Below are 23,398 nucleotides of genomic sequence, written 5' to 3' on the forward strand. Positions count from 1 at the left end.
TTAGCCCCCCATTCCTCCGGAGCCGTCCATGTCCCGCGTTACCCTGAGTCGCTATTTGATTGAGCAGACCCGCAGCAACAACACTCCTGCCGATCTGCGTTTCCTGATCGAAGTGGTGGCGCGTGCCTGTAAGGAAATCAGCCACGCCGTTTCCAAAGGCGCCCTGGGTGGTGTCCTGGGCAGCATGGGCACTGAAAACGTCCAAGGTGAAGTGCAGAAGAAGCTTGATGTGATGTCCAACGACATCCTGCTCGAAGCCAACGAATGGGGCGGTCACCTGGCCGGCATGGCATCCGAAGAAATGGACAATGCCTACCAGATCCCGGGCAAATACCCGAAAGGCGCGTACCTGCTGGTGTTCGACCCGCTGGACGGTTCGTCGAACATCGACATCAACGCGCCGGTCGGTACGATCTTCTCGGTGCTGCGTTGCCCGAACGAATACCTGACCCAGAACGAGCCTTTGAACGAAAAGGCCTTCCTGCAGCCAGGCACTCAGCAGGTTGCCGCCGGTTACGCGATTTACGGTCCACAGACCATGCTGGTGCTGACCCTGGGCAATGGCGTCAAAGGCTTCACCCTGGATCGTGAAATGGGCAGCTTCGTACTGACCCATGAAGACATCACGATTCCGGAGTCCACGCAGGAATTCGCGATCAACGCGTCCAACAAGCGTCACTGGGAAGCGCCGGTACAGCGTTACGTCGACGAATTGCTGGCTGGCGATGAAGGCCCGCTGAAGAAGAACTACAACATGCGTTGGGTCGCCGCGATGGTGGCCGACGTGCACCGCATCCTGACCCGCGGCGGTCTGTTCATGTACCCACGCGACAGCCGCGAGCCGTCGAAGCCGGGCAAACTGCGCCTGATGTACGAAGCCAACCCGATGTCGTTCCTGGTGGAGCAAGCGGGTGGCGCATCCACTGACGGCCACCAGCGCATCCTCGACATCCAGCCGGAAGGCCTGCACCAGCGTGTTGCGGTGTTCCTCGGTTCGAAAGAAGAAGTTGCCCGCGTCACGGCTTACCACAAGGAATAAAACATGACCGCGCCCTGGCAGCCGTTACTCGAATGGTGGTTTGGATCTTTCGAATCACCCAACGAAATAGCGGCTGACAAGGGCAAGTTATGGTTCGGCAAGCGTGACAGTCAGGACCTCGAAGCGCGGATGCGTTTCGGGGATCTGGTCGAGCAGGCACTGGCCGGCGGATTGACCGAATGGGCGCAACGCCCCGAAGGTTGGCTGGCCCTGGTGCTGTTGCTCGATCAATTGCCGCGAATGATCTTTCGCGACACACCCAAATCCTTTTCCGGCGACGTCAGGGCCCAGGCACTGGTGGCGCAAGGCATTGCCGCGGATTTCGATCGGCAACTGCGACCGATCCAGCGGGTTTTTATCTATCTGGTGTTCGAACACTGCGAAAACCTGGCGGTGCAGAACGAAGCGGTTTCGCGGTTTCTCGATCTGGTTGAACAGCAACCCGAGGCGGATCGGGCGGTGTTTGCCAGCAACCTGGATTACGCCGAACGGCATCAGAAGATCATTGCGCGATTTGGGCGGTTTCCCCATCGCAATGCGGTGTTGGAGCGTGAGTCTACGGCTGAGGAACTGGAGTTTCTTTCGGGGCCGGGATCGCGCTTCTAGCTTTTCGTTGTTGCTGATGCCGGCATCGCGGGCAAGCCCGCGATGAGGCCAGTGAGAGCGCCTTAGATCCGGAAACTACCCACCAACTGCTTCAACCGCGCCGCTTGCTGCTCAAGATCAGCACACGCACGCAAAGTCGACTGCAAGTTCTCCACACCTTCCTGGTTCAGCGTGTTGATCTCGGTGATGTCGACGTTGATCGATTCCACCACGGCGGTCTGTTCTTCAGTCGCGGTAGCCACCGACTGGTTCATCCCGTCGATTTCACCGATGCGCTGCGTCACGCTGCCCAGGCGTTCGCCAGCCTGGTTGGCGATGCCGACGCTGCTTTCGCTCTGGCGCTGGCTGTCGGTCATGGTGCTGACCGCTTCCCGGGCGCCAACTTGCAGCTCCTCGATCATCTTCTGCACTTGCTGCGCCGAATCCTGAGTGCGGTGGGCGAGGTTGCGTACTTCGTCGGCCACCACGGCAAAACCACGGCCGGCTTCACCGGCACGGGCAGCTTCGATGGCCGCGTTGAGGGCCAGCAGGTTGGTCTGTTGCGAGATGCTGGTGATCACTTCCAGAATCTGTCCGATGTTCACTGTGTTGCTGTTCAGGGTTTCGATGTTGCCGCACGAATCGCTGATTTTTGCCGAAAGCTGGTGCATCGCGGCGATGGTTTTATCCACTACCTGCTGACCGTCTTCGGCCAGGCTGCGTGCGTCGCTCGAATGTTGCGAGGCGAGGGCGGCGTTCTGGGCGATTTCCTGGGCGGCGGCCCCGAGCTGGTTGATCGCTGCCGCGACGCTGCTGGTGCGCGAGGCCTGTTGATCGGAGTTGAACATCGATGAGTTCGAGGCCGCCACTACGCGCAGGGCAACTTCGTTGACCTGGCCGGTGGCCGAAGATACTTCGCGGATCGAGGTATGGATACGCTCGACGAAACGGTTGAACGAGGTGCCCAGAGCACCGAATTCGTCCTGGCCATGAATGGTCAGGCGTTTGGTCAGGTCGCCTTCGCCCTCGGCGATGTCATGCATGGCGCGGCCCATGATCAGCAGCGGCTGCATCAGCACGCGGATCAACATGCTCAGCAGCGCGATGATGATCACCACGGCGATGACCATGGCGATGATCGCCGAGGTGCGGAATTCGCTGAGCATCGAGAACGCGGTTTCCTGATCCAGCACCAGCGCCACGTACCAGTCCGCCGACGGCACACCGTTAACGTGGGTGAAGGAGATGAACTGGGTTTTACCGTCCAGTTCGACTTCTTTCAGGCCCGGGCTGACTTTCGGCGCGCCGTTGGGGTAGGCGTCGGCCAGGTTCTTGAGCACCAGTTTGCTGTCCGGGTGGATCAGAATCTTGCCGTCGGCGCTGACAATGAACGCATGGCCATGACCGCCGAAGTTCAGCGAGTTGATGATCGTGCTGACGCTGGACAGGTCGATATCCGCGCCGGCGACGCCAATCATCTGGCTCTGGTACTTCACCGGCGTGGCCACGGTGATCACCAGTTTGCCCGACGACGCCGCGATGTAGGGTTCGGTGACGATGGTCTGTTGCGCGTTGTTGGCTGCCTTGTACCAGCCACGGGCGCGAGGGTCGTAGTCCGCGGCGCGGTTGCCGGCCGGGATCGAGAACATCACGCCATCGGTGCCGCCGAAGTAGCTCAGCTGGAAGTTGCTGGTATAGGCCGGCAGGTCGATGGCGCGTTTGAGATTGGCCGGGGCGCTGCCGTCCACGGCGATCTGCTGGGACAGCGATTGCAGCAATTGGATGCGGCTTTCCAGCCAGGTCTGGATGTTGCTGGTGGTCAGGCTGCCGAGTTCCTGCATCGAGGACTCGGTACTGCTGCGCAGGGTTTGACGCTGGCGGTAATCGTTGAACAGGATGAAACAGGCGAATGCAACGGCCACCACGAGAGCGGCTGCCAACAAGATCTTGTGGCTGAATTTCATGTTTCTGGTCATTAAATGATCTACCGCGCAGTGGCTGGTCAGCAAAGGGGCGTCAATTTGCCACAGTCGAGGGCTTGGCGCTGCTTTTATGTCGACTGGCCAGCGCCAAAGATTAGGCGGGTATTGACGAAAACCGACGAAATACCCAATGACCTGAGAAAGGGGCTGATTTATCGGTAAAAGGCTGACGAGTGGCCTAATAAATAGGCGGACGGTCGGGGAACCAGATTAGGGTTTTCTCTTCTAAGCTTCTGGTTGGCAACATGCCACCTCTCTTCCGCTCCAGGAGTTACACCATGTCGCTGCGTTCTATCGCCTTGCTCTCGTTCTGCGTGCTGTTGGCCGCGTGCAGCAAGATCAATCAGGAAAATTATTCGAAGCTGTCGACCGGCATGCCCAAGGCCCAGGTTGAAACCTTGCTGGGCAAACCCACCGATTGCTCGGGCGCACTCGGCATGTCCAGCTGCACCTGGGGCGACAAAAACAGCTTTATCAGCGTGCAGTATGCCGGTGACAAAGTGCTGATGTTTTCGGGCCAAGGCCTGAAGTAAACCGGGGCTTTTCGCCCACGGGAGAAAAAAATAATGAAGCGGTTCCTGATCGTTCTTTTTGTCGGCCTGGTATTGGCCGGCTGCGCCTCTTCTGGCGTAGATCCGTTGGCGCCCAAGACCGTCAATAGTGTCAACCTCAAGCGTTACCAGGGAACCTGGTACGAATTGGCGCGTCTGCCGGTGTATTTCCAGCGTAACTGTGCGCAATCCGAAGCCCATTACAGCCTCAAGCCTGACGGTGAGATGGCGGTGCTGAACCGCTGCCTGACTTCGCAATGGCAATGGGAAGAGGCCAAGGGCAGGGCTTATCCACAGGAAGTCGGCAAGGCCGACAAGCTGTGGGTCGAATTCGACACCTGGTTCTCGCGATTGATACCCGGTGTGTCGAAGGGAGAATACTGGGTGTTGTACGTCAGTGATGACTACAAGACCGCGATTGTCGGCGACCCGAGCCGCCATCATCTCTGGCTGCTGTCACGGACCCCGACGGTCAATGGCGTAGTGCGTGAAGAACTGCTGAGCAGGGCGCGTCAGCAGGGCTATGACACGACGCGACTGATCTGGCGTACGTCGGATGCCAAGATGGCCAAGACCTCGAACTAACGGTCACCGAAAAGCAAAAACTGTGGGAGCGAGCAGGCTCGCTCCCACAGTTTTTTTTTGCGTCAGCCCAAGAGATCGCGCAGGACTTGAGTGAATGCCCGGTTACTCTCTTCTTCGTCGGCATGCCGCCCATCGCGCACGACCCACTGGCCATTGACCAGCACATCCCGCACCTGGCGATCGCCACCGGCAAATAGCCAACGATTGAGAATCCCGTCGCCACTGGCCGTCGCCAGGTACGGATCGTTGCCGTCCAGCACCAACCAATCCGCGCGCTTGCCGACTTCCAGGGCGCCGATCGGCTGCCCCAACGCCTGGGCGCCGCCATCCAGCGCGGCGTCGTACAGCGTGCGGCCGACCATCGGCTGATTCGCGCCATACAACCGATTACGCCGCTGATCGCGCAGACGCTGGCCGTATTCCAGCCAGCGCAATTCTTCAACCACGCTCAACGACACATGGCTGTCGGAACCGATACCCATGCGCCCGCCCTGCGCCAGGAAGTCCACCGCCGGGAAAATCCCGTCGCCGAGGTTGGCTTCAGTGGTCAGGCACAGGCCGGCGATGGCGCGGCTCTTGGCCATGAGCGTGACTTCTTCCGGGTTGGCGTGGGTGGCGTGGACCAGGCACCAGCGTTGATCGACTTCGGTGTTTTCGTACAGCCATTGCAGTGGACGGCGACCGCTCCAGCTAAGGCAGTCGTCGACTTCCTTCTGCTGCTCGGCGATGTGAATGTGCACCGGGCACTGCTTGTCGCTGGCCGCCAGCACTTCGCTGATCTGCTGCGGTGTGACCGCGCGTAACGAGTGGAAACACAGGCCGAGCGACTGCGCCGGTTGCTGCGCCAGAATCGGCTGCAAACGTGACTGAAGCTTCAGGTAGTTTTCGGTGCTGTTGATAAAGCGGCGTTGGCCTTCGTTCGGGGTCTGGCCGCCGAAACCGGAATGGCTGTAGAGCACCGGCAGCAAGGTCAAACCGATACCGGCAGAGCTGGCCGCCTGGCTGATGCGCAGTGCCAGTTCGGCCGGGTCCGCATACGGCTGGCCATTATTGTCGTGATGGACGTAATGAAATTCAGCGACCGATGTGTAACCGGCCTTGAGCATTTCGATGTACAGCTGACGGGCGATAACGCCGAGTTGGTCCGGGCTGATTTTTCCGACGAGCCGATACATCAGATCGCGCCAGGTCCAGAAACTGTCATTCGGATTACCCGCCACTTCCGCCAGGCCGGCCATGGCCCGCTGGAAGGCGTGGGAGTGTAAATTCGGCATTCCCGGCAGCAGCGGACCGCTCAACCGTTCGGCGCCATCTGCGTGGGAATCGGCCTGGATATGGGTCAGCACGCCATCGGCGTTGACTTCAAGACGTACATTGTTGGCCCATCCACTAGGCAGCAGCGCGCGTTCGGCAAAGAAGGCGGACATGGTTCAGCACCCCATCGTGTGTTATTTGTATATACATATACAGACGTTTGCCTGCTCGGTAAACTCCGGCAAGCTAGCAACCTCTACCAAATGAACAAGGATTAACCGTGCCGACTCCGCCTCCAGTCTCCCCGTTGGCCGCGAACATGGGCGACAGTCCGGCGCCCTTGTACGCCCGCGTAAAACAGATGATCACCCAGCAAATCGACAGTGGAAACTGGCCGCCGCACTACCGCGTTCCGTCGGAAAGCGAACTGGTCAACCAGCTGGGTTTCAGCCGCATGACCATCAACCGCGCCCTGCGCGAGATGACTGCCGACGGCCTGTTGGTGCGTATGCAAGGCGTCGGAACGTTCGTCGCCGAGCCGAAAAGTCAGTCTGCGCTGTTTGAAGTGCACAACATCGCCGACGAGATCGCCTCCCGTGGTCATCGTCACACGTGCAAGGTGATCACCCTCGAAGAAGAGGCCGCCGGTTCCGAGCGGGCCCTGGCCCTGGACATGCGCGAAGGCCAGAAGGTGTTCCACTCGCTGATCGTGCATTTCGAAAACGATATCCCGGTGCAAATCGAAGACCGTTTCGTCAACGCGCTGGTGGCGCCGGACTACCTCAAGCAAGACTTCACCCTGCAAACGCCTTACGCCTATCTGAATCAGGTCGCGCCGTTGACCGAGGGCGAGCATGTGGTCGAAGCGATTCTTGCCGAGCCATCCGAATGCAAGCTGCTACAGATTGAAAAGGGCGAACCGTGCCTGCTGATTCGTCGCCGCACCTGGTCCGGCCGTCAGCCGGTGACCGCCGCCCGCTTGATCCACCCCGGTTCCCGTCATCGTCTGGAAGGACGGTTCCACAAATAAAAAGAGCCATAAATGAGTCAGTTGAAGGTTTTACGCGCGGCCGATTACCCGCGCATGCCGTGGAAGAACGGCGGCGGCAGCACTGAAGAAATCACCCGTGATACGGGGATAGGTCTTGATGGTTTTGGTTGGCGCCTGTCGATTGCCGACATCGGCGAGTCGGGCGGTTTTTCCACCTTTGCCGGTTATGAGCGGGTGATCACCGTACTGCAAGGCGAGGGCATGACCTTGCGCGTCGATGGCCAGGACACGCGGGCGTTGTTACCGCTCGACCCGTTTGCTTTCAATGGCGAGAGTCACGTGTCCTGCGCATTGCTCGGTGGGCCGATTCGCGACTTCAACCTGATTTATGCACCGGATCGTTACAGTGCGCGGTTGCAGTGGCTGGAAGGCAAGCAGCGGTTTTTTAGTGAAGCCGGGACTCTGCTGGTGTTCAGTGTCAGTGAAGCGCTGGAAGTGAAGGTCGGTAACAAAGCATCGCAACTCGGTCGCCATGATTGCCTGCAACTGGACGGTAACGTCGGTCTGCAGGACGTCGCCCTCAATGGTTCGTGCTGTGTCATTGAGCTGACTGCACGCTGATCCAATATCGAGTCGCCTCTATCGCGGGCAAGCCTCGCTCCCATAAGATCGATGACAATCTTGTGGGCGCGAGGCTTGCCCGCGATGCTTTTCGTCCTCGCAAATCCGTTCCCCATCGCGCACCAATTTGTTACCGAACGCCCCAGCGTGGCGCAAAGCCACGCTCAAGTAACAACCGGCACGTCCCCGAATAAATCCCCGCGAAAAATTTCATTTACGCCAGAACCCTTGATCCAGGTGCTTTCCAGCCCTGTAAGAAATTTTCTTGGATGCTCATTCAACAAGTTGGCCGCTTGATTGCATATGCTTGTATGTACAAGTAAAGACGTATGTGTATGAGTCACGAAGACTCAACCATCGTCCACTGATTCGCTGATGTGCACTGATGCCCATCGGCTTGCTCGCCCACTACCTGGGTTGGTTTGGATTGATTGCTGAGGAGTTCTTTTCGTGACTGAGAATAAACCTACTAAGTTTCGTGACGTTGAAATCCGTGCTGCCCGCGGTAACAAGCTGACCGCCAAGAGCTGGCTGACTGAAGCGCCGCTGCGCATGCTGATGAACAACCTCGACCCGGAAGTCGCCGAGAACCCTAAAGAACTGGTGGTTTACGGTGGTATCGGTCGTGCGGCACGTAACTGGGAATGCTACGACAAGATCGTCGAAAGCCTGACCAACCTGAACGACGACGAGACCCTGCTGGTGCAATCCGGCAAGCCGGTCGGCGTGTTCAAGACCCACAGCAACGCACCACGCGTTCTGATTGCCAACTCCAACCTGGTACCCCACTGGGCGAACTGGGAGCACTTCAACGAACTCGACGCCAAAGGCCTGGCCATGTACGGCCAGATGACCGCCGGCAGCTGGATCTACATCGGCAGCCAGGGCATCGTTCAAGGCACCTACGAAACCTTCGTCGAAGCCGGTCGCCAGCATTACAACGATGATCTGAAAGGTCGTTGGGTCCTGACCGCAGGCCTCGGCGGCATGGGCGGCGCTCAGCCTCTGGCTGCAACTCTGGCCGGCGCTTGCTCGCTGAACATCGAATGCCAACAAGTGAGTATCGATTTCCGTCTGAAAAGCCGTTACGTCGACGAGCAAGCCAAAGACCTCGACGACGCCCTGGCCCGTATCGCCAAATACACTGCCGAAGGCAAGGCGATCTCCATCGCCCTGCTGGGCAACGCTGCGGAAATCCTCCCGGAACTGGTCCGTCGTGGCGTGCGCCCGGACATGGTTACCGACCAGACCAGCGCCCACGACCCGCTCAACGGCTACCTGCCGGCCGGCTGGACCTGGGACGAATACCGCGCTCGCGCCAAGACCGAACCTGCTGCCGTGGTCAAAGCCGCCAAGCAATCGATGGCCGTGCACGTTAAAGCGATGCTGGACTTCCAGAAAATGGGCGTGCCGACCTTCGACTACGGCAACAACATCCGTCAGATGGCGCAAGAAGAAGGCGTGGAAAACGCATTCGACTTCCCGGGTTTCGTACCGGCTTACATCCGTCCACTGTTCTGCCGTGGCATCGGCCCGTTCCGTTGGGCTGCGCTGTCGGGCGACCCGCAGGACATCTACAAGACCGACGCTAAAGTCAAAGAACTGATCCCGGACGACGCCCACCTGCACAACTGGCTGGACATGGCTCGCGAGCGCATCAGCTTCCAGGGTCTGCCGGCACGTATCTGCTGGGTTGGCCTGGGCCTGCGCGCCAAGCTCGGTCTGGCGTTCAACGAAATGGTCCGTAGCGGTGAATTGTCCGCGCCAATCGTGATCGGTCGCGACCACCTGGACTCCGGCTCCGTATCCAGCCCGAACCGCGAAACCGAATCGATGCAGGACGGTTCCGACGCCGTGTCCGACTGGCCACTGCTCAACGCTCTGCTGAACACCGCGAGCGGCGCGACCTGGGTTTCCCTGCACCACGGCGGCGGCGTCGGCATGGGCTTCTCCCAGCACTCGGGCATGGTGATTGTCTGCGACGGTACTGACGAAGCGGCCGAGCGTATCGCTCGCGTGCTGCACAACGACCCGGCCACCGGTGTCATGCGTCACGCCGATGCGGGTTACCAGATCGCGATCGACTGCGCCAAGGAACAGGGGCTGAACCTGCCGATGATCACCGGCAAATAAGAGAAAAGACCACTGCAGGAGCTGTCGCGGCAGCTCCTGCAGAGATCACGATGTTGCAGACCCAACAATAAGCGGGGCGGGTCGCGCGTAGCGCAGGCCTGATTGGACGTGGACAGGGCTGGATGCCTCTTGACTGCCGTAAGCCAACTCATGATTAGGAGCGTCACACAATGAAATCGAACAAGACCCTGCTGACCACTTTGCTTTCCATGGGCCTGCTGGCCAGTGCCGGTGCTACCCAGGCGGCTGGCTGGTGCGAATCGGGTAAACCGGTGAAATTCGCCGGCCTGAACTGGGAAAGCGCCATGCTGCTGACCGACGTGCTGCAAGTCGTGTTGGAGAAAGGCTACGACTGCAAGACCGACAGCCTGCCGGGCAACTCCATCACCATGGAAAACGCCCTGAGCAGCAACGACATCCAAGTGTTCGCCGAAGAGTGGGTCGGCCGCAGCGAAGTCTGGAACAAGGCCGAGAAGGCCGGCAAGGTCGTCGGTGTCGGCGCTCCGGTGGTGGGTGCCGTCGAAGGCTGGTACGTGCCGCGCTACGTGATCGAAGGCGACGCCAAGCGCAAACTGGAAGCCAAGGCGCCGGACCTGAAAAACATTGCCGACCTGGCTAAATATTCCGCGGTATTCAAGGACGCCGAAGAGCCATCCAAAGGGCGTTTCTACAACTGCCCGGCCGGCTGGACCTGCGAGCTGGATAACAGCGAAATGCTGAAAAGCTACGGCCTGGAAAACAGCTACACCAACTTCCGTCCGGGCACCGGCCCGGCGCTGGATGCGGCGGTGCTGTCGAGCTACAAGCGTGGCGAGCCGATCCTGTTCTACTACTGGTCGCCAACCCCGCTGATGGGCCAGATCGACGTGGTCAAACTGGAAGAAAAACCGGGTGTCGACAAGCGCGTGACCATCAAGGTCGGCCTCTCCAAGACTTTCCACGAGCAGGCCCCGGAACTGGTGACCGTGCTGGAAAAGGTCAACCTGCCGATCGACCTGTTGAATCAGAACCTGGGGCGTATGGCCAAAGAGCGGATCGAGTCGCCAAAACTGGCCAAGATCTTCTTGAAGGAACATCCTGAAGTCTGGCACGCGTGGGTGAGCGAAGACGCAGCCAAGAAAATCGACGCGGCCTTGTAGGTTGAGCCTCTCCGACTGTCGGCAACGGCAGTCGGATGCTTGATCGCAACCCCTTGATTGAGAGTCTCTTATGTTTCCCGAAAGCTTTACCTTTTCCATCGCCGACTGGGTCAACGGTTGGGTCGATACGCTGGTCACCAACTACGGCGACGTGTTCCGCAGCATCTCTGACACCCTGCTGTGGGCCATCGTCAATCTTGAAGGGCTGCTGCGTGCGGCGCCCTGGTGGCTGATGCTGGCGATCGTGGCGGGCGTGGCCTGGCACGCGACCCGCAAAGTCGTGACCACGGCGGTCATCGTCGGCCTGCTGTTCCTGGTGGGCGCGGTCGGTCTCTGGGACAAGCTGATGCAGACCCTGGCGCTGATGATGGTGGCGACGGTCATCTCGGTGCTGATCGGCATTCCGTTGGGCATTCTTTCTGCGCGCAGCAATCGCCTGCGTTCGGTGTTGATGCCGTTGCTGGACATCATGCAAACCATGCCGAGCTTCGTGTACCTGATCCCGGTGCTGATGCTGTTCGGCCTGGGCAAGGTCCCGGCGATTTTCGCTACCGTTATTTACGCTGCGCCGCCGCTGATCCGCCTGACCGATCTGGGTATTCGCCAGGTTGACGGTGAAGTGATGGAAGCGATCAACGCCTTCGGTGCCAACCGCTGGCAGCAACTGTTCGGCGTGCAACTGCCGCTGGCCCTGCCAAGCATCATGGCCGGGATCAACCAGACCACCATGATGGCCCTGTCGATGGTGGTGATCGCCTCGATGATCGGTGCCCGTGGCTTGGGTGAAGACGTATTGGTGGGGATTCAGACCCTCAACGTCGGACGTGGTCTTGAGGCCGGTCTGGCGATCGTGATTCTGGCAGTGGTGATCGACCGCATTACACAGGCGTACGGTCGTGCACGGCATGAGGTGAGCAAATGAGCAACGCAGCCATCAGCAAGATCGAAGTCAAAAACGTCTTCAAGATTTTCGGCAACCGTTCCAAGGATGCGCTGGCCATGATTAGCCAGGGCAAAACCAAAGACCAGGTACTGGCCGAAACCGGTTGCGTGGTTGGCGTGAATGACCTGTCGCTGAGCATCGGCACCGGCGAGATCTTCGTGATCATGGGCCTGTCGGGTTCCGGCAAGTCGACCCTGGTGCGTCACTTCAACCGCCTGATCGACCCGACCAGCGGCGCGATCCTGGTGGACGGCGTGGACATCCTGCAATACGACATGGAAGCCTTGCGCGAATTTCGCCGGCACAAGATCAGCATGGTGTTCCAGAGCTTCGGCCTGCTGCCGCACAAAAGCGTGCTGGATAACGTCGCCTACGGCCTGAAAGTGCGTGGCGAGAGCAAGCAGATGTGCGCCGAGCGCGCGCTGCACTGGATCAACACCGTGGGCCTGAAGGGCTACGAAAACAAATACCCGCATCAGCTTTCCGGCGGTATGCGCCAGCGTGTGGGCCTGGCTCGCGCCCTGGCGGCGGACACCGACATCATCCTGATGGACGAAGCTTTCAGCGCCCTCGACCCGCTGATCCGCGCCGAAATGCAGGACCAGTTGCTGGAACTGCAAAAGACCCTGCACAAGACCATCGTCTTCATCACCCACGACCTCGACGAGGCCGTGCGCATCGGCAATCGCATCGCGATTCTCAAGGATGGCCGGCTGATTCAGGTCGGCACGCCACGAGAGATCCTGCATTCGCCGGCGGATGAGTATGTAGACCGGTTCGTACAGCGGCGGGCTGCGGTGGTTTGAGGTTGATCGTTTTTGTGGCGAGGGAGCTTGCTCCCGCTGGGTTGCGAAGCGGCCCTGAAAATCTGCGACCGCTGCGCGGTCGAACGGGAGCAAGCTCCCTCGCCACAGGTGTCATACGTCCATGAATTTTGTATGAGGCTCTAGATGTCCCAGGCTGAAAAAATCGTTATCGCCGATGCCCCGTTGCGTTGGCAGGATGTGGTCGCGGTCGCCCGCCACGGTGCGCAGCTTGAGCTGTCGGCCCAAACCTGGGCGCGGATCGAGAATGCCCAGGCGATCGTCCAGTGCATCGTCGCCAGCGGCGAGCGCGCCTATGGCGTCAACACCGGCCTGGGCGCCTTGTGCAACGTCTCGCTCAAGGATGAACAACTCAGCCAGCTGTCGCGCAACACCTTGCTCAGCCATGCCTGCGGCGTCGGTGCTCCACTGTCCGACGAGCAGACTCGCGCGATCCTCTGCGCCGCGATCCACAACTACAGCCATGGCAAATCCGGCATTCACCGCCGGGTGGTCGAAGCATTGCTGGCGCTGCTCAATCGCGGCATCACTCCGCAGGTGCCGTCCCAGGGGTCGGTCGGTTATCTGACCCACATGGCCCACATCGGTATCGCGCTGCTGGGCGTCGGTAATGTCAGCTATCGCGGGCAGATCGTTTCTGCACAACAAGCCTTGGCCGAAGAAGGGCTGCAACCGGTTCAACTGGGTGCCAAAGATGGTTTGTGCCTGGTCAACGGCACACCGTGCATGACCGGCCTCAGCTGCCTGGCCCTGGCCGATGCAACGAACCTGGTGCAGTGGGCCGATGTGATCGGCGCCATGAGCTTCGAAGCCCAGCGTGGTCAGATTGCCGCGTTCGATGCTGAGATCATTGCGCTCAAACCGCATCCGGGCATGCAACAGGTGGGTATCAATCTGCGAGCGTTGCTCGACGGCAGTGAAGTGATCGCCAGCAGCAAAGGCATTCGCACTCAGGATGCGCTGAGCATCCGCTCGATTCCGCAAGTGCACGGCGCTGCCCGCGATCAGCTGGAACACGCCAGAAAGCAGATCGAAACCGAGCTCAACTCCGCGACCGATAACCCGTTGCTGCTGGGCACTCCGGACAATTTCCGCGTCATGTCCCAGGCCAATCCGCACGGCCAATCAGTTGCTTTGGCGGCTGACTTGCTGGCGATCGCGATGGCTGAGATCGGCTCCATTGCCGAGCGTCGCCTGGACCGCTTGGTCAACCCGCACGTCAGCGGTTTGCCAGCCTTTCTGGTGGCCAACCCGGGCGTGAACTCCGGGATGATGATCGTGCAATACGTCGCCGCGTCGCTGTGTGCGGAAAACCGCCAATTGGCGCAACCGGCGGTGCTCGATAACTACGTCACTTCGGGCTTGCAGGAAGACCACCTGAGCATGGGCACCAACGCCGCGCTGAAGCTGCATCGCGCGTTGGAAAACTGCACACAGATCCTCGCCATCGAGTACCTGTTGGCGGCTCAGGCTTTTGAATTCCTGAAAGAACAACGCTTCGGCGCCGGCACCGATGCCGCGTGGCGCCTGCTGCGCGAACGTATTCCGGCCTACGACCAGGACCGCTGGCTGGCGCCGGACATCGCCAGCGCCGCTGCTGTTTTGAAAGACCCGATTTTGCTGCACAAGGCTGTACCGAACCTCAACTGATTTCCACAACCACCAGCGTGCCAAGGCGCGGCCCCTCCAAAAGGCGGGAAGCGACGGACAACGGATATCTCCGGAGCGTCTGGTTAGTTAATAAAAATGCTCTCAAAAGGAGAATGAATGTGACTGCGCTTAATTTGATTCCCGGCCAACTGAGCCTTGCCCAACTGCGTGATGTGTATCAGCAACCGGTCAAAATCACTCTCGACGAAAGCGCTTCGGCGCAAATCGAAGCCAGCGTTGCCTGCGTGGAACAGATCCTCGCCGAGAACCGCACCGCGTATGGCATCAACACCGGTTTCGGCCTGCTGGCCTCGACCCGCATCGCCAGCGAAGACCTGGAAAACCTCCAGCGCTCGCTGGTGCTGTCCCACGCCGCCGGCGTCGGCGAACCGATCAGCGACGCCCTGGTGCGGCTGGTCATGGTGCTCAAGGTCAACAGTCTGAGCCGTGGTTTCTCCGGTATTCGTCGTCAGGTGATCGACGCACTGATCGCGTTGATCAATGCCGAGGTTTACCCGCATATTCCTCTGAAAGGTTCGGTTGGTGCATCCGGCGATTTGGCGCCGTTGGCGCACATGTCGCTGGTACTGCTGGGTGAAGGCAAGGCGCGCTACAAAGGCGAATGGCTGCCCGCCACCGAAGCGCTGAAAGTCGCCGGTCTGACACCGCTGACCCTGGCAGCGAAAGAAGGCCTGGCGCTGCTCAACGGCACTCAGGTGTCCACCGCCTACGCCCTGCGTGGCCTGTTCGAAGGCGAAGATCTGTTCGCCGGCGCACTGGCCCTTGGCGGCCTGACGGTCGAAGCGGTACTGGGCTCGCGCTCGCCATTCGACGCACGTATTCATGCCGCTCGCGGCCAGAAAGGCCAGATCGACGCCGCTGCCGCTTACCGCGATCTGCTGGGTGAGCGCAGTGAAGTGTCCGACTCGCACCAGAACTGCGAAAAGGTCCAGGATCCGTACTCCCTGCGCTGCCAGCCGCAAGTCATGGGCGCCTGCCTGACCCAGTTCCGTCAGGCCGCCGAAGTGCTTGCCATCGAAGCCAACGCCGTATCGGACAACCCATTGGTGTTCGCCGCTGAAGGCGACGTGATCTCCGGCGGTAACTTCCATGCCGAGCCGGTGGCCATGGCTGCCGACAACATGGCCCTGGCCATCGCCGAAATCGGCTCCCTGAGTGAACGCCGCATCTCGCTGATGATGGACAAGCACATGTCGCAACTGCCGCCGTTCCTGGTGGCCAATGGCGGCGTGAACTCCGGCTTCATGATCGCTCAAGTAACGGCTGCGGCACTGGCCAGCGAGAACAAGGCGCTGTCCCATCCGCATTCGGTGGACAGCCTGCCGACTTCCGCCAACCAGGAAGACCACGTGTCCATGGCGCCGGCTGCCGGCAAGCGTCTGTGGGAAATGGCCGAGAACACTCGCGGGATTCTCGCGGTGGAATGGTTGGCGGCGGCCCAGGGGCTGGATCTGCGCGACGGTCTGAAAACCTCGCCAAAACTGGAAAAAGCCCGTGCGATCCTGCGTGCTGAAGTGCCGTTCTACGAGAAGGACCGCTTCTTTGCGCCGGACATCAATGCGGCCAGTGAGTTGTTGGCGACGCGTTGCCTGAATGGCCTGGTGACGGCGAAGTTGCTGCCTAGCCTGTAATAGCTCCTTCCCTGATGATCGTTCCCACGCGGAGCGTGGGAACGATCATTTAGCGTCGAATAAGAATAATTAAGGACGAGAAATGCAACAGCCAGCAAAAGGTTTGAAACGCGGGCTCTCTGCCCGACATATTCGCTTCATGGCACTGGGGTCGGCGATCGGCACCGGGCTGTTTTACGGTTCTGCCTCGGCCATTCAAATGGCCGGCCCCGCGGTCCTGCTCGCTTACCTGATCGGTGGCGCGGCGGTGTTCATGGTCATGCGCGCCCTCGGCGAGATGGCGGTGCATAACCCGGTGGCCGGCTCATTCGGCCAGTACGCCAGCACTTATCTGGGGCCGATGGCGGGCTTTATCCTCGGTTGGACCTACGCATTTGAAATGGTCATCGTCGGTATGGCCGACGTGACCGCATTCGGCATTTACATGGGGTTTTGGTTTCCGGAAGTCTCCCGCTGGATCTGGGTGCTGGGCATCGTTTCGGTGGTCGGCGGCTTGAACCTGTGCAACGTCAAAGTCTTCGGCGAAATGGAGTTCTGGTTGTCGCTGCTCAAGGTCGCGGCCATCGTCGCGATGATCCTCGGTGGTTTCGGCATCATGCTGTTCGGCATCAGCAATGCGCCCGGTGCCCAGGCGACCGATATCAGCAACCTCTGGACCCAGGGCGGCTTCATGCCCAATGGCGTGGGCGGCTTGATCGCCTCGTTTGCGGTGGTGATGTTTGCCTTTGGCGGTATTGAAATCATCGGCGTTACCGCCGGTGAAGCCAAAGACCCGCAGCATGTGCTGCCTCGCGCGATCAATGCCGTACCGTTGCGAATCCTGCTGTTCTACGTGCTGACGATGCTGGTGCTGATGTCGATCTTCCCGTGGCAGCAGATCGGCAGCCAAGGCAGCCCGTTCGTGCAGATTTTCGACAACCTGGGGATCAGCTCGGCGGCGACCATCCTCAACATCGTGGTGATCTCGGCGGCGGTGTCGGCCATCAACAGTGACATCTTCGGCGCGGGCCGCATGATGTATGGCCTGGCTCAGCAAGGGCACGCACCGAAAGGCTTCGCTCGCTTGTCGCGCAATGGCGTGCCGTGGCTGACGGTGATGGTGATGAGCTGCGCGCTGCTGCTGGGTGTGTTGCTGAACTACCTGATCCCGGAAAACGTGTTTCTGCTGATCGCCTCCATCGCGACCTTTGCCACGGTGTGGGTCTGGCTGATGATTCTGTTCACCCAGGTGGCCATGCGTCGCTCCATGAGTGCCGAGCAGGTCGCACAATTGAAATTCCCGGTGCCGTTCTGGCCCTATGCGCCGATGGCGGCGATTGCCTTCATGCTGTTCATCTTCGGCGTGCTGGGTTATTTCCCGGATACCCAGGCGGCGTTGATCGTCGGCGTGGTCTGGATTGTGTTGCTGGTGCTGGCCTACCTGACGTGGGTCAAACCGGCGGCAGGCAAGGCGGTACCGGTGGAACAGGAACCCATTTTTTCTCATCGATAACCTAACGGAGGCCAAGGATGAAAACGCTCTGGCAACACTGCCACGTCGCAACCATGGCGCAAGGCGTCTACTCGATCATCGAGGATGCGGCCATCGTGACGTCCGGTGCGCACATTGAGTGGATCGGCCCACGCGCCGAACTGCCGGCCGGCGAGTACCCGGCGGTCAATGACTTGAGCGGGGCCTGGGTCACCCCGGGCCTGATCGACTGCCACACCCATACGGTATTCGGCGGCAACCGCAGCGGCGAATTCGAGCAGCGCCTGCAAGGCGTCAGCTACGCGGAAATCGCCGCTGCCGGCGGCGGCATTGCCAGCACCGTGCGCGCCACCCGCGCCGCCAGTGAAGACGAACTGTTCGCCAGCGCCGCCAAGCGTCTGAAAAGCCTGATGCGTGATGGCGTGACCACCGTCGAAATGAAATCCGGCTACGGCCTGGACCTGGCCAGCGAACGCAAGATCCTGCGGGTGATCCGTCGTCTCGGCGCCGAGCTACCCGTTAGCGTGCGCAGCACGTGCCTGGCGGCCCACGCCTTGCCGCCGGAATACACCGACCGCGCCGACGCGTACATCGATCACATCTGCAGCGAAATGCTCCCGGCCCTGGCAGCCGAAGGGCTGGTGGATGCGGTAGACGCTTTCTGTGAATACCTGGCGTTTTCGCCAGAGCAGGTCGAGCGGGTGTTCGTCGCCGCGCAGAACCTCGGCTTGCCGGTGAAGCTGCACGCCGAGCAATTGTCATCGCTGCACGGTTCGAGCCTGGCGGCGCGTTACCACGCATTGTCCGCCGATCATCTGGAATTCATGACCGAAGACGACGCCATCGCCATGGCCAAGTCCGGCACCGTCGCGGTTTTGCTGCCCGGCGCGTTTTACTTCCTGCGGGAAACCCAATTGCCACCGATGGAAGCCCTGCGCAAACACGGTGTGAAAATCGCCATCGCCAGCGACCTTAACCCGGGCACTTCGCCGGCGTTGTCGTTGCGCTTGATGCTGAACATGGCCTGCACCTGCTTCCGCATGACCCCGGAAGAGGCGCTGGCGGGCGCGACTATTCATGCCGCCACCGCGTTGGGCATGGGCCAAACCCACGGTTCGCTGGAAGCCGGCAAGGTCGCAGACTTCGTCGCCTGGCAAATCGATCGTCCGGCCGACCTGTCGTACTGGCTGGGCGGCGACCTGGAAAAACGCGTCGTGCGTCACGGCGTTGAATCAAATCTGTAGGAGAGCGGTTGTGGATAAGGTTCTGAACTTCAAACAAGGCCGCGTGCCACTGCTGATCAGCATGCCCCACGCCGGCCTGCGCCTGACCCCGACGGTGGAAGCAGGGTTGATTCCCGACGCGAAAAGCCTGCCGGACACTGACTGGCACATTCCACGGCTTTATGAGTTCGCTGCCGAACTGGGCGCCAGCACCCTGGCGGCCGAGTACTCGCGGTTTGTCATCGACCTGAACCGGCCGTCCGACGACAAGCCTTTATATGTCGGTGCCACCACCGGTCTGTATCCAGCGACGCTGTTCGATGGCGTGCCGTTGTTCCGCGAAGGGCTGGAGCCATCGGCTGCAGAGCGGGCGACGTATCTGGAGCAGATCTGGACGCCGTACCACCGCACCTTGCAGGAAGAGCTGGCGCGGCTGAAAGCCGAGTTCGGCTACGCGCTGCTGTTCGACGCGCACTCGATTCGCTCGGTGATTCCGCACCTGTTTGACGGCAAGCTGCCGGACTTCAACCTCGGCACCTTCAATGGCGCCAGCTGCGATCCACAGTTGGCCACACAGCTGGAAGCGATCTGCGCGAAACACACCGATTACAGCCATGTGCTGAACGGTCGCTTCAAGGGCGGTCACATCACCCGGCATTACGGCAACCCGGCCGAGAACATTCATGCCGTGCAACTGGAGTTAGGCCAGTGCACGTACATGGAAGAGTTCCAGCCGTTCCGTTATCGCCCGGACCTGGCGGCACCGACGCAAGTGGTGCTTAGGGAATTGCTGCAAGGGTTGTTGGCGTGGGGCGAAAAGCACTACGGCTGACTGATTGTTCCCACGCTCCGCGTGGGAATGCCTCTAGGGACGCTCCGCGTCCAGTGACGCGGAGCGTCACGGGCTGCATTCCCACGCAGAGCATGAGAACGATCGGTTGAGACAGTCGCCACCGTGCAAAACACGGTCGCCACAGGTCACTTTTGCCGACTCGGCGCTGCGTAACGTTGTGGGCACGGTGCACAAAGACACCGGGCCCACAATAATCTGCTGCCGAGCGAGCCTTCCCGATGAAACGACTGTTCAACCGCTGTCTGTTAATCCTCACCGGCACTGCTCTTCTGAGCACCAGCGTTTTTGCCAACGACCCCGCTTCCTGCAAGACCGTGCGCATGGGCGTGGTCAACTGGACCGACGTCATTGCCACCAGCGGCATGGCCGATGTGCTGCTCAATGGCCTTGGCTATGAAAGCAAGCAAACCAGCGCCGTGCAGCAAATCATCTTCGCCGGCATCCGCGACAAACGCCTCGATATCTTCCTCGGTTACTGGAAACCGGCGATGGACAAGAACATCGCCCCGTTCGTCGCTGCCAATCAAGTGAAGGTCATGGACAAACCGAGCCTGGCCGACGCCCAGGCAACGCTCGCCGTACCTGATTACGTCGCTGCCGCCGGCCTGAAAACCTTCGCTGACATCGCCAGGTTCAAGGATCAGTTGGGCGGCAAGATTTACGGCATCGAGCCAGGCAGCGGCGCCAACACCACCATCAAAACCATGATCGAGACCAACCGCTTCGGTTTGAAGGACTTCAAGCTGATCGAGTCCGGTGAGGCCGGGATGCTCGCCGCCGTGCAGCGGGCGGTCAATCGCAAGGAGTTCGTGGTGTTCGTCGGCTGGACCCCGCATCCGATGAACATCAACATGAACATCGCTTACCTGACCGGCAGCGAAGACGTCTACGGCCCGAACGAAGGCGCGGCGACCGTTTCCACCGTGACCGCGCCGGACTATGCAGAGCGTTGCCCGAACGTGAACCGTCTATTGGAAAACCTGACCTTCACCGCTGCCCAGGAAAGCCAGTTGATGGTGCCGATCATGGAGCGCAAGACGCCGCAGGATGTCGCCAAACAGTGGCTGCGTGATCATCCCGAAGACCTTCAGCGCTGGCTGGCGGGTGTCAGCAGTTTCGATGGCAAGGATGGCGTGGCAACCGTTCAGGCCAGTCTCAAAAATTGACCGCGACGCAGGTTATCAATCAAAAACTTCGAACTGACTGGCTGTAGTCCATGGCTTCTTATCCACTCTCTGAACAGATGGCGGCTTTCGTCGAGAAAACCCTCAGCTTCAACAGCACCGACAGCAGCCTCGCCGGTATGCGTCAGGCCTACAGCGAGATGTGCCGGGCGTTTACCCCGCCACATCCCGCGGGGCTTGAGGTGGTCGATCTCGAGTTGGCGGGAGTGGCGGTGCGCGCCTGGCAACCGCCGGTTCCGCCGCCGACCAACGGTTGGCCCTGCATTGTGTATTTGCATGGCGGCGGTTGGGTGGTGGGGGATCTGGACTCCCACGACTTCATCTGCGCCGAACTGGCATCGGTGCTCGGTGTGTTGGTGATCGCCGTCGATTATCGGCTGGCGCCGGAGCATCCGTTTCCAGCGGCGTTCGATGACTGCCTGAGTGTCTGGCGTGCGTTGCGCACGGGGCCGTTTCAGCTCGACCCGGCGCGGACGCTGGTGGCCGGCGACAGCGCTGGCGGCAACCTTGCCGCTGCGCTGTGTCTGGCCTTGCGCGATGCCGGCGAACCGGCGCCTTGTGCGCAGGTGCTGATCTATCCGGGCCTGGGCGGTGATCACCGGTTGCCATCACGCGGCGAATGCGCCGACGCGCCATTGCTCAGCAGCAGCGATCTGGATTGTTATCACACGCTGTACCTGGGTGGTGTCCGTCAGCCAACGGCCTATGCGATGCCCTTGCTCGCCGCCGACTTTAGCGGCCTGCCGCCGGCGCTGATCGCTGTGGCGCAGTTCGATCCGCTACGCGATGACGGCGTGCTTTACGCCGGGCGACTCAACGCCGCCGGCGTGAGCGCAATGCTTTATTACGGTCAGGGGCTGGTTCATGGGTGCTTGCGGGCGCGGGGGCAGGTTGCCGAGGTCGACCGACTCTATGAAACCCTGCTCGGCTATTTGGCTGACAAGACGGGCTGACAAGCGCTGACGCTGCAAGGGGCATGCTCATTGAAGTAATTCGGGTTTATGATGCCGGACGGCAGAATAATAGAAGTCCCTACAGGGATGACCTCGACCCCTTACGGAGCGCGCAATGCAGACTTTGTACCCGCAGATCAAACCCCACGCCCGGCACGATCTGGCCGTCGATAAAACCCATACGCTGTATGTCGACGAAAGCGGTTCACCGGAAGGTTTGCCGGTAGTGTTCATTCACGGCGGCCCTGGCGCCGGGTGTGATGCGCAGAGCCGCCGGTATTTCGATCCGAACCTGTATCGCATCGTCACCTTCGACCAGCGCGGTTGCGGTCGCTCCACGCCCCACGCCAGCCTTGAGAACAACACCACCTGGGATCTGGTCGCCGATCTCGAGCGGATTCGCAAGCACCTGGGCATCGACAAATGGGTGCTGTTCGGCGGTTCCTGGGGTTCGACCCTGGCCCTGGCTTACGCGCAAACCCACCCGGAGCGCGTGCACGGTCTGATTCTGCGCGGGATTTTTCTCTGCCGTCCCCAGGAAATCGAGTGGTTCTACCAGTGTGGCGCCAGTCGCCTGTTCCCCGATTACTGGCAGGACTACATCGCGCCGATCCCGCTGGACGAACGCGACGACTTGCTCACGGCATTCCACAAACGCCTGGTCGGCAACGACCAGATCGCCCAGATGCATGCGGCCAAGGCCTGGTCCATCTGGGAAGGCCGCACCGCGACCTTGCGTCCGAACCCGCTGGTGGTCGATCGTTTCTCCGAACCCCAGCGTGCGTTGTCCATCGCCCGTATCGAATGCCACTACTTCACCAACAACGCTTTCCTTGAGCCGAATCAGCTGATCCGCGACATGGGCAAGATCGCCCATTTGCCCGGCGTCATCGTCCATGGTCGCTATGACGTGATCTGCCCGCTGGACAACGCCTGGGAACTGCATCAAGCCTGGCCGAACAGCGAACTGCAGGTGATCCGCGACGCCGGCCATGCGGCGTCCGAACCGGGGATCACCGATGCATTGGTACGCGCCGCCGATCAGATGGCCCGTCGCTTGCTCGACCTGTCGCCTGACGAAGCATGAAGGCCCTGCTGCAACGCGTGCGCGGCGCGCGAGTCGAGGTCGCGGGAGAAGTGGTGGGTGCGATAGATCAGGGGTTGCTGGTGCTGGTGGCGGTCGAACCCGACGACACGCAGGCCAGCGCCGACAAACTTCTGCATAAACTGCTTAACTATCGAGTATTCAGTGACGCCGAGGGCAAGATGAATCTGTCCTTGGCTGACGTGGACGGCGGGTTGTTGCTGGTCTCGCAGTTCACCCTGGCCGCCGATACCAAAAACGGGTTGCGTCCGAGTTTTTCGACTGCAGCCCCCCCGGCCTTGGGCGAGGCGCTGTTCGACTATCTATTGGGCAAAGCGAAACAGGTGCATGGCACTGTGGCATCAGGTAGATTCGGCGCGGATATGCAGGTGCACCTGGTCAATGATGGCCCGGTAACCTTCCTGTTACAGACGTGAAAGCGCTTGAAACATGTTTTTAAGGGCATTTCGGCTGAAAACAGAGGCTTTTCCCGATAAATACTTGCTTCCCCCTGATGCGTTGTAACGCGGCCTACTAGATAATCGCGCGCTACGGGGATCAGCGTTCGTTGGTCCATTTTGACTTAGGTAGAGACTTGTCCGCGGCCTGTTGGGGAATCATTTTGCCCCATGGGAGTCGGAACAATGCTCGCCAACTTGGCAAGAGTGGTCCGCAGGGTCG

Annotated in this window: 21 protein-coding genes and 1 pseudogene; 19 read left to right on the forward strand and 3 right to left on the reverse strand. The window is 60.4% G+C overall.

Annotated features, from left to right (window positions below; genetic code table 11):
- Positions 1 to 28 precede the first annotated feature (28 nt).
- Both AC1DQM_RS20040 and AC1DQM_RS20045 read left to right on the forward strand, forming a co-directional pair.
- Complete coding sequence (locus AC1DQM_RS20040) at positions 29 to 1,039, forward strand: class 1 fructose-bisphosphatase (RefSeq protein ID WP_007933966.1); 1,011 nt, start codon at positions 29 to 31, stop codon at positions 1,037 to 1,039.
- Positions 1,040 to 1,042: 3 nt separating this feature from the next.
- Complete coding sequence (locus AC1DQM_RS20045) at positions 1,043 to 1,645, forward strand: DUF924 family protein (protein WP_477746737.1); 603 nt, start codon at positions 1,043 to 1,045, stop codon at positions 1,643 to 1,645.
- Between the two features lie 62 nt (positions 1,646 to 1,707).
- Here AC1DQM_RS20045 and AC1DQM_RS20050 read toward each other — a convergent pair whose 3' ends face one another.
- A complete protein-coding gene (locus tag AC1DQM_RS20050) occupies positions 1,708 to 2,472 on the reverse strand; it encodes a methyl-accepting chemotaxis protein (protein ID WP_372240859.1) in 765 nt (254 codons plus the stop codon).
- Positions 2,473 to 2,565: 93 nt separating this feature from the next.
- A pseudogene (locus AC1DQM_RS20055) lies at positions 2,566 to 3,600 on the reverse strand (HAMP domain-containing protein); the annotation flags it as partial.
- A gap of 284 nt (positions 3,601 to 3,884) precedes the next feature.
- On the opposite strand from AC1DQM_RS20055, the gene bamE reads away from it, so the two are divergent.
- Positions 3,885 to 4,139: an outer membrane protein assembly factor BamE domain-containing protein gene (gene bamE / locus AC1DQM_RS20060; RefSeq protein WP_018929189.1), complete on the forward strand. Its 255-nt coding sequence runs from the start codon at positions 3,885 to 3,887 to the stop codon at positions 4,137 to 4,139.
- Positions 4,140 to 4,172: 33 nt separating this feature from the next.
- A complete protein-coding gene (locus AC1DQM_RS20065; RefSeq protein ID WP_477746738.1) occupies positions 4,173 to 4,742 on the forward strand; it encodes a lipocalin family protein in 570 nt (189 codons plus the stop codon).
- Positions 4,743 to 4,804: 62 nt separating this feature from the next.
- Here AC1DQM_RS20065 and AC1DQM_RS20070 read toward each other — a convergent pair whose 3' ends face one another.
- A complete protein-coding gene (locus tag AC1DQM_RS20070) occupies positions 4,805 to 6,169 on the reverse strand; it encodes a formimidoylglutamate deiminase (RefSeq protein ID WP_204123945.1) in 1,365 nt (454 codons plus the stop codon).
- Positions 6,170 to 6,315: 146 nt separating this feature from the next.
- On the opposite strand from AC1DQM_RS20070, the gene hutC reads away from it, so the two are divergent.
- From hutC to dtd, 15 genes are all read left to right on the forward strand, one after another.
- A complete protein-coding gene (gene hutC, locus AC1DQM_RS20075) occupies positions 6,316 to 7,026 on the forward strand; it encodes a histidine utilization repressor (RefSeq protein WP_161793960.1) in 711 nt (236 codons plus the stop codon).
- 12 nt (positions 7,027 to 7,038) lie between these two features.
- Positions 7,039 to 7,608 (forward strand): HutD/Ves family protein, encoded by a 570-nt coding sequence (locus AC1DQM_RS20080; protein ID WP_477746739.1) that lies wholly within the window; start codon positions 7,039 to 7,041, stop codon positions 7,606 to 7,608.
- A 450-nt stretch (positions 7,609 to 8,058) separates the two neighbouring features.
- The gene (gene hutU / locus AC1DQM_RS20085; protein WP_018929184.1) at positions 8,059 to 9,741 is read left to right on the forward strand and encodes a urocanate hydratase; all 1,683 of its coding nucleotides are present in this window, start codon (positions 8,059 to 8,061) and stop codon (positions 9,739 to 9,741) included.
- A gap of 170 nt (positions 9,742 to 9,911) precedes the next feature.
- On the forward strand, positions 9,912 to 10,880 hold the full coding sequence (locus tag AC1DQM_RS20090; RefSeq protein WP_018929183.1) for an ABC transporter substrate-binding protein: 969 nt from the start codon (positions 9,912 to 9,914) through the stop codon (positions 10,878 to 10,880).
- Between the two features lie 70 nt (positions 10,881 to 10,950).
- Positions 10,951 to 11,802 carry an ABC transporter permease gene (locus AC1DQM_RS20095; RefSeq protein ID WP_018929182.1) on the forward strand — a complete coding sequence of 284 codons (852 nt, stop codon included), beginning with the start codon at positions 10,951 to 10,953 and terminating at the stop codon, positions 11,800 to 11,802.
- Complete coding sequence (locus tag AC1DQM_RS20100; protein ID WP_018929181.1) at positions 11,799 to 12,629, forward strand: quaternary amine ABC transporter ATP-binding protein; 831 nt, start codon at positions 11,799 to 11,801, stop codon at positions 12,627 to 12,629. The genes AC1DQM_RS20095 and AC1DQM_RS20100 overlap by 4 nt, the downstream gene beginning before the upstream one ends.
- 144 nt (positions 12,630 to 12,773) lie before the next feature.
- Complete coding sequence (gene hutH / locus AC1DQM_RS20105) at positions 12,774 to 14,297, forward strand: histidine ammonia-lyase (protein ID WP_477746740.1); 1,524 nt, start codon at positions 12,774 to 12,776, stop codon at positions 14,295 to 14,297.
- Positions 14,298 to 14,410: 113 nt separating this feature from the next.
- The gene (hutH, locus tag AC1DQM_RS20110) at positions 14,411 to 15,949 is read left to right on the forward strand and encodes a histidine ammonia-lyase (protein WP_018929179.1); all 1,539 of its coding nucleotides are present in this window, start codon (positions 14,411 to 14,413) and stop codon (positions 15,947 to 15,949) included.
- Positions 15,950 to 16,031: 82 nt separating this feature from the next.
- Complete coding sequence (locus AC1DQM_RS20115) at positions 16,032 to 17,441, forward strand: amino acid permease (protein ID WP_018929178.1); 1,410 nt, start codon at positions 16,032 to 16,034, stop codon at positions 17,439 to 17,441.
- A gap of 17 nt (positions 17,442 to 17,458) precedes the next feature.
- Complete coding sequence (gene hutI, locus AC1DQM_RS20120; RefSeq protein WP_018929177.1) at positions 17,459 to 18,664, forward strand: imidazolonepropionase; 1,206 nt, start codon at positions 17,459 to 17,461, stop codon at positions 18,662 to 18,664.
- Positions 18,665 to 18,674: 10 nt separating this feature from the next.
- Positions 18,675 to 19,475, forward strand: a complete 801-nt coding sequence (gene hutG, locus AC1DQM_RS20125) for an N-formylglutamate deformylase (protein WP_305410856.1) — start codon at positions 18,675 to 18,677, stop codon at positions 19,473 to 19,475.
- A gap of 239 nt (positions 19,476 to 19,714) precedes the next feature.
- Positions 19,715 to 20,662 (forward strand): choline ABC transporter substrate-binding protein, encoded by a 948-nt coding sequence (locus AC1DQM_RS20130; protein WP_028939608.1) that lies wholly within the window; start codon positions 19,715 to 19,717, stop codon positions 20,660 to 20,662.
- Between the two features lie 50 nt (positions 20,663 to 20,712).
- Positions 20,713 to 21,633 (forward strand): alpha/beta hydrolase, encoded by a 921-nt coding sequence (locus tag AC1DQM_RS20135; protein ID WP_477746741.1) that lies wholly within the window; start codon positions 20,713 to 20,715, stop codon positions 21,631 to 21,633.
- A 115-nt stretch (positions 21,634 to 21,748) separates the two neighbouring features.
- Positions 21,749 to 22,720, forward strand: coding sequence for a prolyl aminopeptidase (pip, locus tag AC1DQM_RS20140; protein WP_018929173.1), 972 nt, complete (start codon positions 21,749 to 21,751; stop codon positions 22,718 to 22,720).
- Complete coding sequence (gene dtd / locus AC1DQM_RS20145) at positions 22,717 to 23,154, forward strand: D-aminoacyl-tRNA deacylase (RefSeq protein WP_018929172.1); 438 nt, start codon at positions 22,717 to 22,719, stop codon at positions 23,152 to 23,154. Before pip ends, dtd begins: the two co-directional genes overlap by 4 nt.
- Positions 23,155 to 23,398: the final 244 nt, after the last annotated feature.

The organism is Pseudomonas sp. 01L34 (assembly GCF_056400265.1).

What these genes read in the sequence shown, in the direction of transcription:
- AC1DQM_RS20040 (WP_007933966.1), top strand. Translation starts at nt 29, where the DNA reads ATGTCCCGCGTTACCCTGAGTCGCTATTTGATTGAGCAGACCCGCAGC.
- dtd (WP_018929172.1), top strand. Translation starts at nt 22,717, where the DNA reads ATGAAGGCCCTGCTGCAACGCGTGCGCGGCGCGCGAGTCGAGGTCGCG.
- AC1DQM_RS20115 (WP_018929178.1), top strand. Translation starts at nt 16,032, where the DNA reads ATGCAACAGCCAGCAAAAGGTTTGAAACGCGGGCTCTCTGCCCGACAT.
- pip (WP_018929173.1), top strand. Translation starts at nt 21,749, where the DNA reads ATGCAGACTTTGTACCCGCAGATCAAACCCCACGCCCGGCACGATCTG.
- AC1DQM_RS20050 (WP_372240859.1), bottom strand. Translation starts at nt 2,472, where the DNA reads ATGTTCAACTCCGATCAACAGGCCTCGCGCACCAGCAGCGTCGCGGCA.
- AC1DQM_RS20080 (WP_477746739.1), top strand. Translation starts at nt 7,039, where the DNA reads ATGAGTCAGTTGAAGGTTTTACGCGCGGCCGATTACCCGCGCATGCCG.
- hutH (WP_018929179.1), top strand. Translation starts at nt 14,411, where the DNA reads ATGAATGTGACTGCGCTTAATTTGATTCCCGGCCAACTGAGCCTTGCC.
- AC1DQM_RS20065 (WP_477746738.1), top strand. Translation starts at nt 4,173, where the DNA reads ATGAAGCGGTTCCTGATCGTTCTTTTTGTCGGCCTGGTATTGGCCGGC.
- AC1DQM_RS20090 (WP_018929183.1), top strand. Translation starts at nt 9,912, where the DNA reads ATGAAATCGAACAAGACCCTGCTGACCACTTTGCTTTCCATGGGCCTG.
- AC1DQM_RS20045 (WP_477746737.1), top strand. Translation starts at nt 1,043, where the DNA reads ATGACCGCGCCCTGGCAGCCGTTACTCGAATGGTGGTTTGGATCTTTC.
- bamE (WP_018929189.1), top strand. Translation starts at nt 3,885, where the DNA reads ATGTCGCTGCGTTCTATCGCCTTGCTCTCGTTCTGCGTGCTGTTGGCC.
- hutC (WP_161793960.1), top strand. Translation starts at nt 6,316, where the DNA reads ATGGGCGACAGTCCGGCGCCCTTGTACGCCCGCGTAAAACAGATGATC.
- AC1DQM_RS20135 (WP_477746741.1), top strand. Translation starts at nt 20,713, where the DNA reads ATGGCTTCTTATCCACTCTCTGAACAGATGGCGGCTTTCGTCGAGAAA.
- AC1DQM_RS20100 (WP_018929181.1), top strand. Translation starts at nt 11,799, where the DNA reads ATGAGCAACGCAGCCATCAGCAAGATCGAAGTCAAAAACGTCTTCAAG.
- AC1DQM_RS20130 (WP_028939608.1), top strand. Translation starts at nt 19,715, where the DNA reads ATGAAACGACTGTTCAACCGCTGTCTGTTAATCCTCACCGGCACTGCT.
- hutH (WP_477746740.1), top strand. Translation starts at nt 12,774, where the DNA reads ATGTCCCAGGCTGAAAAAATCGTTATCGCCGATGCCCCGTTGCGTTGG.
- hutI (WP_018929177.1), top strand. Translation starts at nt 17,459, where the DNA reads ATGAAAACGCTCTGGCAACACTGCCACGTCGCAACCATGGCGCAAGGC.
- AC1DQM_RS20070 (WP_204123945.1), bottom strand. Translation starts at nt 6,169, where the DNA reads ATGTCCGCCTTCTTTGCCGAACGCGCGCTGCTGCCTAGTGGATGGGCC.
- AC1DQM_RS20095 (WP_018929182.1), top strand. Translation starts at nt 10,951, where the DNA reads ATGTTTCCCGAAAGCTTTACCTTTTCCATCGCCGACTGGGTCAACGGT.